The sequence below is a fragment of the Streptomyces sp. NBC_00989 genome, from assembly GCF_045162655.1.
Lineage (GTDB): Bacteria > Actinomycetota > Actinomycetes > Streptomycetales > Streptomycetaceae > Streptomyces.
Map to the genome: position 1 here is coordinate 9,212,221 of NZ_CP108728.1, position 12,867 is coordinate 9,225,087.

Annotated in this window: 12 protein-coding genes; 6 read left to right on the forward strand and 6 right to left on the reverse strand. The window is 69.6% G+C overall.

The genetic code is table 11. The features are described from left to right. Positions 1–58: 58 nt before the first annotated feature. Positions 59–886: a peptidylprolyl isomerase gene (locus tag OG714_RS41425; protein WP_406128865.1), complete on the reverse strand. Its 828-nt coding sequence runs from the start codon at positions 884–886 to the stop codon at positions 59–61. A gap of 179 nt (positions 887–1,065) precedes the next feature. Between OG714_RS41425 and OG714_RS41430 the strand changes: the two genes are divergently transcribed. Both OG714_RS41430 and hisS read left to right on the forward strand, forming a co-directional pair. After that, complete coding sequence (locus OG714_RS41430) at positions 1,066–1,773, forward strand: MBL fold metallo-hydrolase (protein ID WP_406128866.1); 708 nt, start codon at positions 1,066–1,068, stop codon at positions 1,771–1,773. Positions 1,774–1,785: 12 nt separating this feature from the next. Continuing rightward, entirely contained in the window at positions 1,786–3,048 is a 1,263-nt protein-coding gene (hisS, locus tag OG714_RS41435; protein WP_406128868.1) for a histidine--tRNA ligase, read from the forward strand. 169 nt (positions 3,049–3,217) lie between these two features. On the opposite strand, the gene OG714_RS41440 is transcribed toward hisS, so the two are convergent. The 4 genes from OG714_RS41440 to OG714_RS41455 are packed head-to-tail and all read right to left on the reverse strand — an operon-like array spanning position 3,218 to position 6,775. Continuing rightward, positions 3,218–3,841, reverse strand: a complete 624-nt coding sequence (locus tag OG714_RS41440) for a response regulator (protein ID WP_406128870.1) — start codon at positions 3,839–3,841, stop codon at positions 3,218–3,220. Next, the gene (locus tag OG714_RS41445) at positions 3,838–5,064 is read right to left on the reverse strand and encodes a sensor histidine kinase (RefSeq protein ID WP_406128872.1); all 1,227 of its coding nucleotides are present in this window, start codon (positions 5,062–5,064) and stop codon (positions 3,838–3,840) included. Before OG714_RS41445 ends, OG714_RS41440 begins: the two co-directional genes overlap by 4 nt. Further along, complete coding sequence (locus OG714_RS41450; RefSeq protein ID WP_406128873.1) at positions 5,061–5,912, reverse strand: ABC transporter permease; 852 nt, start codon at positions 5,910–5,912, stop codon at positions 5,061–5,063. Before OG714_RS41450 ends, OG714_RS41445 begins: the two co-directional genes overlap by 4 nt. Next, positions 5,909–6,775 (reverse strand): ABC transporter ATP-binding protein, encoded by an 867-nt coding sequence (locus tag OG714_RS41455; protein WP_406128874.1) that lies wholly within the window; start codon positions 6,773–6,775, stop codon positions 5,909–5,911. Before OG714_RS41455 ends, OG714_RS41450 begins: the two co-directional genes overlap by 4 nt. A 142-nt stretch (positions 6,776–6,917) precedes the next feature. Between OG714_RS41455 and OG714_RS41460 the strand changes: the two genes are divergently transcribed. The 3 genes from OG714_RS41460 to rpsD all read left to right on the forward strand — a co-directional run bounded on the left by OG714_RS41460 (position 6,918) and on the right by rpsD (position 9,888). Next, positions 6,918–7,574, forward strand: a complete 657-nt coding sequence (locus tag OG714_RS41460; RefSeq protein ID WP_366495498.1) for a vitamin K epoxide reductase family protein — start codon at positions 6,918–6,920, stop codon at positions 7,572–7,574. 47 nt (positions 7,575–7,621) lie between these two features. Continuing rightward, on the forward strand, positions 7,622–8,977 hold the full coding sequence (locus OG714_RS41465; protein WP_406128876.1) for a replication-associated recombination protein A: 1,356 nt from the start codon (positions 7,622–7,624) through the stop codon (positions 8,975–8,977). A gap of 296 nt (positions 8,978–9,273) precedes the next feature. Continuing rightward, entirely contained in the window at positions 9,274–9,888 is a 615-nt protein-coding gene (rpsD, locus tag OG714_RS41470) for a 30S ribosomal protein S4 (RefSeq protein WP_043683972.1), read from the forward strand. 207 nt (positions 9,889–10,095) lie between these two features. Here the strand turns inward: rpsD and OG714_RS41475 are convergent, their stop codons facing one another. Beyond that, entirely contained in the window at positions 10,096–12,267 is a 2,172-nt protein-coding gene (locus OG714_RS41475) for an ATP-binding protein (RefSeq protein WP_406128877.1), read from the reverse strand. Between the two features lie 152 nt (positions 12,268–12,419). On the opposite strand from OG714_RS41475, the gene OG714_RS41480 reads away from it, so the two are divergent. Next, complete coding sequence (locus OG714_RS41480; RefSeq protein ID WP_063739143.1) at positions 12,420–12,866, forward strand: DUF948 domain-containing protein; 447 nt, start codon at positions 12,420–12,422, stop codon at positions 12,864–12,866. The last annotated feature ends 1 nt before the right edge of the window (position 12,867 follow it).

Below are 12,867 nucleotides of genomic sequence, written 5' to 3' on the forward strand. Positions count from 1 at the left end.
AGGCGACCGGCGGGTTGCCTGTCCGCATCCCGCGCGACCGAAATTTCGCTGTTGACGGTCAGGATTTCGTGACGGTCGCCTTGTTGATCACGACCGTCGCGTTCGGTGCTCCGTCGCCCGCGCCCGTGCTCTCACCAGCGGCCGCGATCTTGTTCAGGACCTTCATCCCGGAGGCCGAGATGGTACCGAACGGGGTGTAGCTGGCCGGGAGCTGGCTGTCCTTGTAGACGAGGAAGAACTGGCTGCCGCCGGTGTGCTTCTGACCGGTGTTCGCCATCGCCACCGTGCCCGCCGGGTAGGTCCCGCCCTTGAGGCTGGTGTCCTTCAGGTTCTCGTCCGGGATCGTGTAGCCGGGACCGCCGCTGCCCGCGCCCGTCGGGTCGCCGCACTGCAGCACGTAGATGCCGCTGGTGGTGAGCCGGTGGCACTTCGTGTGGTCGAAGAAGCCCTTGCTCGCAAGGAAGCTGAACGAGTTCACGGTGTGCGGCGCGGCCGACGTCTTCAGCGCGATGTCGATGTCACCGCAGGTCGTCGCCAGCTTCATCGTGTACTTCGCCGACTTGTCGATCGTGACCGCCGGCTCCTTCTTCCAGGTCTCCGTCTTGATCTTGCCGGCCGCCGGCTTGGCGCACGGGTCCGGCGCCTTCTTCGTCGCCGAGGCGCTGGGCGTGGGCGTCACGTCCGCGCTCGCGTTGGACTTGTCGTCGTCGTTCTTCAGGACGCCGGTCGTGTAGAGCGCGACACTGCCGATCACGATCACGCCGAGCACCGACGCGATCACCGAGTTGCGCATGCGTGCCTTGCGTCGAGCGGACGTACGCCGCTGCTGCTGCCGCAAGAACTTCTCCCGCGCGAGCTGCCGCTTCCGCTGTTCCTGGGTGACCACCGGATTCTCTCCTCATGCGTCTCGTACGTCGACTGGGACGCGTGCGTCTTGTGAGCCGACCGCCTGCGTGTGCCCCGTACCGTATATGGGTTCGCTGAGGATTCGGCAGCGCCGGTAGGCTCTGACCACTGACGCAGGGATCCTTATCCCCTCCCGTATCGACACAACGAAGGACGATCGTGCTCATTGCCGGGTTCCCCGCCGGGGCCTGGGGGACGAACTGTTATCTCGTCGCCCCCGCCGCCGGTGAGGAGTGCGTGATCATCGACCCGGGCCATCAGGCCGCCCAGGGAGTCGAGGAAGCGCTCAGGAAGCATCGGCTCAAGCCCGTCGCGGTCGTCCTCACCCATGGCCACATCGACCATGTGGCCTCGGTCGTCCCGGTGTGCGGCGCGCACGACGTGCCGGCCTGGATCCACCCCGAGGACCGCTACATGATGAGCGACCCCGAGAAGGCGCTCGGCCGCTCGATCGGGATGCCGCTGATGGGCGAGCTGACCGTGGGGGAGCCGGACGACGTCAAGGAGCTGGCCGACGGCGCACGGCTCGCGCTCGCGGGACTGGAGTTCTCGGTCGCGCACGCGCCGGGGCATACGAAGGGGTCGGTGACGTTCCAGATGCCCGAGAACACGGAGATCCCCTCCGTGTTCTTCTCCGGGGATCTGCTCTTCGCCGGCTCCATCGGACGCACCGACCTGCCCGGCGGCTCCCACGCCGAGATCCTCGACTCGCTGGCCCGTGTGTGCCTGCCGCTCGACGACTCGACCGTGGTGCTGTCCGGCCACGGCCCCCAGACGACCATCGGCCAGGAGCGTGCCACCAACCCGTATCTGCGGGAAGTGGCCTCCGGCCTCGGGAGCTCGGACGCTCCCCGACGAGGAATGTGACGAGAGATTTTCGTGAGCACCTTTCAGGCCCCCAAGGGCACGTACGACCTGATTCCGCCGGAGTCGGCCAAGTACCTCGCCGTGCGCGAGGCCATCGCCGCCCCGCTGCGCAACTCCGGCTACGGCTACATCGAGACGCCCGGCTTCGAGAACGTCGAGCTCTTCGCGCGCGGTGTCGGTGAGTCCACCGACATCGTGACCAAGGAGATGTACGCCTTCGAGACCAAGGGCGGCTCCAAGCTCGCCCTGCGTCCCGAAGGCACGGCTTCCGTACTGCGCGCGGCACTTGAGGCCAACCTGCACAAGCTCGGCAACCTGCCGGTGAAGCTCTGGTACTCGGGCTCCTACTACCGCTACGAGCGCCCCCAGAAGGGCCGTTACCGCCACTTCTCCCAGGTCGGTGCCGAGGCGATCGGTGCCGAGGACCCGGCGCTGGACGCCGAGTTGATCATCCTGGCGGACCAGGCGTACCGCTCCCTGGGGCTGCGGAACTTCCGCATCATCCTCAACAGCCTGGGCGACAAGGAGTGCCGTCCGGTCTACCGGGAGGCACTGCAGAACTTCCTCCGGGGCCTGGACCTCGACGAGGAGACGCTGCGCCGCGCGGACATCAACCCGCTCCGGGTCCTCGACGACAAACGCCCGGACATCCAGAAGCAGTTGACGGACGCCCCGCTGCTCCGCGACTACCTCTGCGACGCGTGCAAGGCGTACCACGAGGAGGTCCGCGAGCTCATCACGGCTGCGGGCGTCGTCTTCGAGGACGACCCGAAGCTCGTCCGCGGCCTGGACTACTACACCCGTACGACCTTCGAGTTCGTCCACGACGGTCTGGGTTCCCAGTCCGCGGTGGGCGGCGGCGGCCGTTACGACGGCCTGTCCGAGATGATCGGCGGGCCCGCGCTGCCCTCCGTGGGCTGGGCGTTGGGCGTCGACCGTACGGTCCTCGCCCTGGAGGCGGAGGGCGTCGAGCTCGAACTCCCCGCGTCCACCAGCGTGTTCGCGGTTCCGTTGAGCGAGGAGGCCCGCCGGGTCCTCTTCACCAAGGTGACCGAACTGCGCAAGCTCGGCATCGCGGCGGACTTCTCCTACGGCTCCAAGGGCCTCAAGGGCGCGATGAAGAACGCCAACCGCAGCGGGGCCCGCTACACGGTCATCGCCGGCGAGCGTGACCTTGCCGAGGGTGTCGTCCAGCTCAAGGACATGGAGTCCGGCGATCAGACGGCGGTCGGCGTGAACGAGATCGTGGCGGAACTGGAGTCGAAGCTGGGCTGAGGCCTGGATTTTCGCCCCCGCCGCCCCTACCCGTCCCATCCTTCTGGGGCTCCGCCCCAGACCCCGCTCCTCAAACGCCGGAGGGGCTGAATACCCAGCTCGTCCGGCGTTTGAGGACGAGGCCGTTCAGGCCGAAGCGGGGGTCTGGGGGCGGCGGGGGCGAGAATCCTCAGTCCAGCAACCCGTACCGCATCGCACTCGTCACCGCCGCCGTCCGGTCGTCGACCCCCAACTTGCCGAAGACCCGCAGCAGATGGGTCTTCACCGTCGACTCCCCGATGTACAACCGCCGCCCGATCTCCGCGTTCGTGCACCCCTCCGCCACCAGCCGCAACACCGCGGTCTCCCGCTCGGACAACCGAGGCCGTTCCGGCTTCGTCCGCAACTGGTCCACCAGCCGCGCAGCCACCGAGGGCGCCAACACCGTCTCGCCCCGCGCAGCGGCCCGTACCGCGTCCGCCAGTTCGCCCCGAGGTAGATCCTTCAGCAGGTAGCCGGCCGCGCCCGCCTCCACGGCCCGCAGGATGTCCCGGTCCGTCTCGTACGTCGTGAGGACGATCACCCGGCACGGCAACCCGGCCGCGCTCATCCGCACGATGGAGTCGACGCCCCCGCCGCCCGGCATCCGCAGGTCCATCAGCACGATGTCCGGCCTCAACTCAGCGGCCAGCGCCTCCGCCTGTGGCCCACTGGACGCGTCGGCGATGACGTCGAGATCCGGTTCGGCGCTGAGCATCGCGCGGAGACCTTCCCGTACGACGGGATGGTCGTCGGCCAGGATGATCCGGATCATCGAGAACTCCTCAGAGGCGATACAGGCGATACAGGCGATGCGGGCGACACCGGCAGCCGTACCGTCACCGTCGTCCCCTCGCCCGCCGCGCTCCGCACCACCGCCGTCCCGCCCACCTCGGCCGCCCGGGTCCGCAGCCCCGCCAGACCGTAGCCGCCCGACATCGCCCCCGGATCGAAGCCGCACCCGTCGTCCCGTACCGACACGGTGAGTTGCTCGTCGGTGTAGACCAGCGCGAGGCTCACCTTCGCCGAACTTCCCGCATGCTTACGGACGTTGGCGAGCGCCTCCTGACACGAACGCAGGGCCACGACCTCCGGCCCGGCGGGCAACGCACGTACCGGGCCCGTGACTTGGAGCGTCGCGTCGTGGCGGGCGGCGAGCCGGCGCAGGGCGTCCGGGAGGGACGCGCCCTCCAGGTCGGCCGGTGTGCCGCCGGTGACCAGGGCGCGGGCCTCGGCGAGGTTCTGGCGGGCCGTCTCGTCCATCAGGGCCAAGTGGCGGCGGGCCTGCGGCAGATCGTCGTCCAGCTCCGCCTCCACCGCCTGGGTCAGCATCAGCAGGCTGGTGAAGCCCTGGGCGAGGGTGTCGTGGATCTCGCGGGCCATCCGCTCCCGTTCGGCCAACGCGCCGTGCGCCGACGACAGCCGGGAGACCTCGTGGCGGCTGGCGTCCAGTTCGGCTATCAACTCGGCGCGCTCCTGGCTCTGTTCGATGACGCGGATGATCCAGGTGCCGAGGGCCATCGAGAAGACCAGGGTGACCACCGCGAAGACCGCGTTGAAGAACACGTCCTGCGCGCTCGGCCACCACAGCAGCGTCCAGCCGATCACGGGCACGATGTTGATGACGGTCACCGCGATCAGCGCCCAGCGCAGGCGCAGCACCATGAAGCAGGGCGGGACGAGGGCGAAGGCCAGCAGCCGGGTCTCGCCGACCAGGACCGCGGAGGGCAGGAACAGCGCCATCTCCGCGATGAGGTAGCCGACGGCCCGGCGTTCGTCCGGTGGGTCGCCCTGAAGGACCGGGCGGCCCATCCAGACGTAGAGCGGGATCAGCGGGACGAGCAGCGCGGCCGCCGTGACGCGTACCGGCCACCCCGGATGGCTCGTGCCGAGCACGAACACCAGGGTGGCCAGCCAGATCAGGGCGAAGTACGTGTCCCAGAGCCGGAACGAGCGGTCCCAGGTGTACGAGCCCGTCGCCCCGTGCGGAGCGGTCATCCGTCGCGCCGGTTCTTCCACCGGAAGGTCAGCAGGCACAGCAGCAATCCTCCGACGCACCACGCCCCGAGCACCAGCGCGACCTTCCCGAACTCCCAGCTGCCGGCCTGCTCCAGCACCTGGGCCGACGAGGGCAGGAACACCCCGCGCAGCCCCTGGCACATCCACTTCAGCGGGAACAGGGCGCCGATGTTGAGCATCCAGTCCGGGATGGTGTCGATGGAGATGTACACCCCGGAGATGAACTGGAGGACCAGGAAGGGGAGTACGACCACGGAGGTCGCGCTCTTGCCGGACTTCGGGACCGAGCTGACCGCGATGCCGAGCAGCGCGCACGCCGTCAGGCCGAGTACGAAGATCCACCCGAAGTCCAGCCACTTCACCGCGGACGAGGGCAGGTCCACGTCGTAGAGCGTGGTGCCTACCAGGAGCAGGATCGCCGTCTCCACCAGGCCCGTGACGAGAACCAGCCAGATCTTGCCGAGGAAGTACGCGGCCGGCGGCATCGGAGTGCCGCGCAGCCGGCGCAGCACCTTCTCGTCGCGTTCGATCGCGATCGAGATGCCGAGGGACTGGAAACTCGTCGACATGATGCCGGCGGCCATCATGGCCGGGACGTACAGCTGCGAGGCGTTGATGCCCGCGCCCCGGACGTCGTCCTTGAAGATCGACGCGAAGAGGAACAGGAAGACGACCGGGAAGGCGAAGGTGAACACCACCTGGTCGCGTTGCCGGAAGAACTGTTTGAGTTCCAGCACACCTCGCTGGAGCCCGAGTCCCCAGGCGCCGGGGAGTCGCTCTCCGGAGGTCTTCGTCCGGGCCTGCGCAACCGTCGTGGTCGTGGTCATCGCGGGTCCTCCTGTCCGGTCAGGCGGAGGTACACGTCCTCCAGGGTGGGGCGGCTGACCAGCAGCCCGGGGATCTCGCCGTCGAAGCGGTGCATGAGCTCGGCTACGACCTTGGTAGGAGTGTCCGTGTGCTCCGCGCGCGGGGTGCCGTCCGGTTCCGTCCACTCGACGGTGGCTCCGGTGCCGTGGCGCTCGCGCAGGGTGGCCGGTTCGCCCTCGGCGACCACGCGGCCCTTGGCGACGATGGCGAGGCGGTCGGCGAGGTTCTCCGCCTCCTCCAGGTAGTGGGTCGTGAGGAGGATGGTGGTGCCCTCGTCGGCGAGCTTGCGGATCAGGTCCCAGAACTGGCGCCGGGCCGCCGGGTCGAAACCGGTCGTCGGCTCGTCCAGGAGCAGGAGATCGGGGCCGCCTATCACCCCGAGGGCCACGTCGAGGCGCCTGCGCTGGCCGCCCGACAGCGCCTTGATGCGGCTGTCCACCTTGGCCTCCAGACCGACCAGGCCGATGACCTCCTCGGGGTCGCGCGGGCGGGGGTAGTAGCGTGCGAAATGCCGTACGGTCTCGCCGACCGTCAACTCGGCGGGTGCCGATTCGTCCTGCCAGACGATTCCGACCCGCGAGCGCCACGCGCGTGTGCCCGTCGCCGGGTCCGAGCCGAGCACCGAGACCTCGCCCGCGTCCCGGCCGCGGTTGCCCTGGAGGATCTCGACCGTGGTGCTCTTGCCCGCCCCATTGGGTCCGAGCAGGCCGAACACCTCTCCCGTGCGGATCTCCAGGTCGATTCCGTCTACGGCGGTCACGTCCCCGTACTGCTTGCGCAGCCCCCGCACATCCACTGCGAGTTCGTTCGCCTGTGTTGTCATGCGACGAGCATCGTCCGGAATCGAGCGCTCAGGGACGACCGTGCGTACTTCCTTATGTCCATCGAACGGTGGACAGAGGTGCGCGTGCGGCACAATGGCCGTGCCCGAAGAAGGTCCAACTCTCAAGTGACGGATCGGCGTGATGAGCAAGACGACAGTGAAGGACGTCTCCACCGACTCCGAGCCGGAGCACACGGCCGCAGAGCCGCGCACGGTGGGCAGCAGCCGGGCCTTCGCCGTGCTGCTGGTGATCACCGGAGCGGCCGGACTGCTCGCCGCCTGGGTCATCACGATCGACAAGTTCAAGATCCTTGAGGGCAAGCTCGCCGGGAAGACGTTCACCCCGAGCTGCAGCATCAACCCGATCGTCTCCTGCGGCAGCGTCATGGAGAGCAAGCAGGCCGCGGCCTTCGGCTTCCCGAACCCGATGCTCGGCCTGGTCGCCTACGGCATCGTCATCTGCGTCGGCATCAGCCTGCTGACCCGGGTCCAGTTCCCGCGCTGGTACTGGCTGACCTTCAATTTCGGCACGCTCTTCGGAGTGGCCTTCTGCACCTGGCTCCAGTTCCAGTCGCTGTACCGGATCAACGCGCTGTGCCTGTGGTGCTCGCTGGCCTGGGTCGCCACGATCACCATGTTCTGGTACGTCACGTCGTTCAACATCCGCAACGACTTCCTGAAGGCCCCGCGCCCGGTCAAGAACTTCCTGGGCGAGTTCACCTGGGTCCTCCCGGTCACCCACGTCGGCATCATCGCCATGCTGATCCTGACCCGCTGGGGCACCCAGCTCTGGGCGTGAGCCCCACCCCGACCGGATTGTCAGTGGCGTGACATAGGGTTTTGGACGTGGAGCCCGACCTTTTCACCGCCGCAGCCGAAGAACGCCAGGAGAAGGACCCGTCCAGCAGTCCCCTGGCCGTACGGATGCGCCCGCGCACCCTCGACGAGGTCGTGGGCCAGCAGCACCTGCTGAAGCCGGGCTCGCCCCTGCGCCGACTGGTCGGCGAGGGGGCGGGCGGTCCGGCCGGTGCCTCCTCGGTGATCCTCTGGGGCCCGCCCGGCACCGGCAAGACGACCCTCGCCTACGTCGTCTCCAAGGCAACCAACAAGCGGTTCGTGGAGCTCTCCGCGATCACCGCCGGGGTCAAGGAGGTCCGCGCGGTCATCGAGAGCGCCCGCCGCGCCACCGGAGGCTTCGGCAAGGAGACCGTCCTCTTCCTCGACGAGATCCACCGCTTCAGCAAGGCCCAGCAGGACTCCCTGCTCCCGGCCGTCGAGAACCGCTGGATCACCCTGATCGCGGCGACCACGGAGAACCCGTACTTCTCGGTGATCTCCCCGCTGCTGTCCCGCTCCCTCCTCCTCACCCTCGAACCCCTCACGGACGACGACCTGCGCGCCCTGCTCCGCCGCGCGCTGAGCGACGAGCGCGGCCTGAAGGACGCGGTCGCTCTCCCCGAGGACAGCGAGAACCACCTGCTGCGCATCGCCGGCGGCGACGCCCGCCGTGCGCTGACCGCCCTGGAGGCCGCCGCCGGGGCCGCCCTCGACAAGGGCGAGCCGGACATCACCCTCCAGACACTGGAGGAGACCGTCGACCGCGCGGCGGTGAAGTACGACCGCGACGGCGACCAGCACTACGACGTGGCCAGCGCCCTCATCAAGTCCATCCGGGGTTCGGATGTCGACGCGGCCCTGCACTACCTGGCCCGCATGATCGAGGCAGGCGAGGACCCCCGCTTCATCGCCCGCCGCCTGATGATCTCCGCCAGCGAGGACATCGGCCTGGCCGATCCCAACGCGCTGCCGATCGCGGTCGCCGCCGCCCAGGCCGTAGCGATGATCGGCTTCCCGGAGGCCGCGCTCACCCTCAGCCACGCCACCATCGCGCTCGCCCTCGCGCCCAAGTCGAACGCGGCGACCACGGCGATCGGCGCCGCCATGGAGGACGTGCGCAAGGGGCACGCGGGCCCGGTGCCGATGCATCTGCGGGACGGGCACTACAAGGGCGCGGCCAAGCTCGGTCACGCGCAGGGGTACGTCTACCCGCACGACCTCCCGGAGGGCATCGCCGAGCAGCAGTACGCCCCGGAGGAGCTGAAGGACCGTACGTACTACGAACCGACCCGGCACGGCGCCGAGGCCCGGTACGCGGACGCGGTCGAGTGGACCAGGAAACGCCTCGGTCGAAAGCGGTCCTGAGCACCCTGTAGAATCCTGCGCAGTGCTGCGTCCCGTGTCCGACTCCGGTCGGCGCCTCAGGCGGGACATCCAGCCGGATCTTTTGATCCAGGAGCGTCGCGCACCGTCGTAGGTGTCGCGGGCAGCCCACCACCACCCGGGGTTCCGGGACCGGTCGGTGGGCCGTTCGTGTGCTGCACATGTGCCCAGACCAGGGAACGGCTGCCTGACAAGTCCCTCGTGGACTCGTCGGGATTCCCCGGCTGCGGATGCGACCTCCCCTAACCCTGAGGCAGCCGAAACGAAAAGGAAAAGCAGTGGCGAATCAGTCCCGCCCCAAGGTCAAGAAGTCGCGTGCCCTCGGCATCGCGCTGACCCCGAAGGCCGTCAAGTACTTCGAGGCCCGTCCCTACCCGCCGGGTGAGCACGGTCGTGGCCGCAAGCAGAACTCGGACTACAAGGTCCGTCTGCTGGAGAAGCAGCGTCTGCGCGCGCAGTACGACGTGTCCGAGCGCCAGCTCGTCCGCGCCTACGAGCGTGCCTCCAAGGTCCAGGGCAAGACCGGTGAGGCCCTGATCATCGAGCTGGAGCGTCGTCTCGACGCGCTGGTCCTTCGTTCGGGCATCGCCCGCACGATCTACCAGGCCCGCCAGATGGTCGTCCACGGCCACATCGAGGTCAACGGTGGCAAGGTCGACAAGCCGTCCTTCCGCGTCAAGCCCGACGACGTCGTCATGGTCCGCGAGCGCAGCCGCAGCAAGACGCTGTTCGAGGTCTCCCGCGCCGGTGGCTTCGCCCCCGACGGCGAGACCCCGCGCTACCTCCAGGTGAACCTCGGCGCCCTGGCGTTCCGCCTGGACCGCGAGCCGAACCGCAAGGAGATCCCGGTGATCTGCGACGAGCAGCTCGTCGTCGAGTACTACGCCCGCTGATCACCTCACGGACTCAGGTCCTGTCGTCACATTCCCGTCTGCCCGCCGACGCCATGCACGCACTCTCGCCGCACCGGGCGCAGACCCAAGTACATCCAGTACGAGGGTCTACGCCCGGCACACCGAGAGCACGCACCTGACGCCGCCGGGCCCGCCCTCCGGGCGGACGACGGGAATGTGACGACAGGACCTACCACCACCTGCGTGTCAGCCCGCCGTCTCCCCGCCCTTCCGGGTGGGCGAGGCGGCGGGCTTTCGCATGTCCACGCTCACCGTCGCGGGCCGCACCGGGCCGCGCGGCACCGGTACGGCGTCGAGCGTCCGCTCCTGCCCCAGCGCGCGGGCCACGGCGGCCTCCCGGCCCAGCAGCGCCCCTTCCCGTACGCACTCCTCGTACCGCTCGTCGCCGAGGCGCTCGCGGGCCATCGCCTCGCACAGCTCGTGCGGTGCGTTGTAGTACGCCGAGCCGAACAGCGGCAGTCCCACCGACGGCCACATCCCGGCCGCCGCGCCCTGCAGCAGCGCGGCCTCGGCCGCATCGCCCTCCGCGACCGTGACGAGGGCCAGCAACTCGACCGCGAGCACCGAGCCCAGGAGATCGCGGAAGCCGTGCGCGCTGCCCAGGCAGTCCGCCAACAGGTCGCGGGCGAGCGGGAGTCGGCCCTCGCTCCAGGCGACGTAGGCCAGGACGTACAGCGCGTAGGCGCGGGTCCAGCGCTCGCCGTGGTCCTCGCACACCTGCCGGACGTCCTCGCACAGCTTCACCGCGTCCGCGAGATCGCCCTGGAACGCCCGGGTCATCGCCAGTTCGACCTGGCCCATCAGCACATTGCTGTTCAGCTCGCCGATCTGCTGGTAGCGGTCGAGCGCCGAGCGCAGCAGGGTCTCCGCGCGCGGCATGTCGTCGGTGACCAACGCCAGGCAGCCGGTGCGGTGTTCGGCGTACGCCACCGCCGTGGGGTTCGCGGCCTCGTCCGCCTCCTCGCGGCACTCCTGGAGCGCGGCGAGCGCGGGCACGGTGTCGCCCTGGAGGATCGCCACGTAGCCGAGTACCCAGAGGGCCTTCAGCCGTGACTGGTCGTTGGCCGTGTCCTCGGCGTCCAGTTGTACGGCCTGCTCCAGCCAGTGCCGGCCCTCCGCGAGGCGTCCGCAGCCCGCCCAGTAGAACCACAGGGAGCCCGCCAGGTACTGGCCCAGATGCGTCTCGTCCGGCTCGGTCAGGCAGTACTCCAGGGCGCCCCGCAGATTCGGCAGCTCCGCCTCGACCCGCGCGGCGACCTCGCCCTGGCGCGGCGAGAACCAGTCCAGCTCGCACCACGTGGCCAGCCCCAGATACCAGTCGCGGTGCCTGCGCCGCAGCCGGGCCGCGTCCCCGGTCGCCTCCAGCCAGTCGGCGCCGTAGGCCCGGATCGTGTCGAGCATCCGGTAGCGCACGCCCGTCGGCGTCTGTTCGCCGACGACCACGGACTGCGCGAGGAGTTCGGACAGCACGTCGAGGACGCCGTCCGAGGTCAGTCCGTCGCCGCCGCACACGTACTCGGCGGCCTCCAGGTCGAAGCGCCCGGCGAACACCGACAGCCGTGCCCACAGCAGCCGTTCCTCGGGTGTGCACAGCTCGTGGCTCCAGCCGATCGCCGTCCGCAGCGTCTGGTGCCGGGGTAACGCGTCCCTGCGCCCGCCGGCCAGCAGCCGGAACCGGTCGTCGAACCGCGCGAGCAGCTCCCCGGGTGACAACGCCCGCAGCCGCCCCGCCGCCAGCTCGACGGCGAGCGGGATCCCGTCGAGCCGCCGGCACAACTCCCGTACGTCCGGATCGTCTTCGTCGATGGCGACGCCTTGCTGCGCGGCCCGGTCGGCGAACAGCTCCACCGCCTCGTCCTCGCCCAAAGGCGCCACCGCGACGACCCGTTCACCCGCCAGCTCCAGCGGCCGCCGCCCCACCGCGAGCACCCGCAACCCCGGCACCCGCCGCAGCAACTCGGCCACCAGCGAGGCACACACCTCCACCAGATGCTCGAACCCGTCCAGCACCAACAGAAGTTGACGATCCGTCAGGTGCGCGAGCAGTGCCTCGCGTGGCAACCGTGCGGTGTGATCCATGAGCCCCAGCGCCTCCACGACGGCGAAGTCCACGAGTTCCGGGTCGCGCACCGGTGCCAGCTCCACCCGCCACACCCCGCCCGGGGGCGCGGACCGGGCCGCCGCGTGCGCCGCGAGCCGGGACTTGCCGACCCCGCCCGGCCCGGTCACCGTGACCAGACGCGAGGCGTCGAGCGCCCGCGCCAGCTCGGTGAGTTCGGCCGAGCGGCCCACGAACCGGTCGGGTTCGAGGGGCAGATTGCCGTCCGAGGTGGCGCCGCCGCCATGGGGAGCTCGCATGGAACACGGAGCGTACTGAACCGTATTCAGTCCGTACAATCGCTTCGCGCAACTCCACCGCGCGGGGGGCGGTAATGCGGTACGGAGCGCCACCCCCGGCGCGATAGGCTCGACTCCAGTCATCAACAGGTGTTCACGAGAGCGGGTGTCAGGTGTCCGGTGGAGAGGTGGCCGGGATCCTGGTGGCCGTCTTCTGGGCGATCCTGGTCTCGTTCCTCGCCGTCGCACTGGTGAGGTTGGCCCAGACGCTCAAGGCGACCACCAAGCTGGTCGCGGACGTGACCGACCAGGCCGTGCCGCTGCTGGCCGACGCCTCCGCGGCGGTGCGCTCCGCGCAGACCCAGATCGACCGGGTCGACGCGATCGCCTCCGACGTCCAGGAAGTCACCTCGAACGCCTCCGCACTGTCCACCACCGTCGCCTCCACCTTCGGCGGCCCCCTCGTCAAGGTCGCGGCCTTCGGCTACGGCGTCCGCCGGGCCCTGGGCGGCCGCCGCGAGGACGTGCCCGCGCCGTCCGGGGCGTCCCGTCGTACGGTGATCGTGGGCCGTACCGTCCCGGCCGGACGGCGGGGCAAGCGCACCCGGAAGAAGGACTGAC

Excerpts from the sequence above, each read along its gene's own strand:
- OG714_RS41445 (WP_406128872.1), bottom strand. The coding sequence starts at position 5,064 with ATGACCGCTCCGCACGGGGCGACGGGCTCGTACACCTGGGACCGCTCG.
- OG714_RS41475 (WP_406128877.1), bottom strand. The coding sequence starts at position 12,267 with ATGCGAGCTCCCCATGGCGGCGGCGCCACCTCGGACGGCAATCTGCCC.
- OG714_RS41460 (WP_366495498.1), top strand. The coding sequence starts at position 6,918 with ATGAGCAAGACGACAGTGAAGGACGTCTCCACCGACTCCGAGCCGGAG.
- OG714_RS41440 (WP_406128870.1), bottom strand. The coding sequence starts at position 3,841 with ATGATCCGGATCATCCTGGCCGACGACCATCCCGTCGTACGGGAAGGT.
- OG714_RS41450 (WP_406128873.1), bottom strand. The coding sequence starts at position 5,912 with ATGACCACGACCACGACGGTTGCGCAGGCCCGGACGAAGACCTCCGGA.
- OG714_RS41455 (WP_406128874.1), bottom strand. The coding sequence starts at position 6,775 with ATGACAACACAGGCGAACGAACTCGCAGTGGATGTGCGGGGGCTGCGC.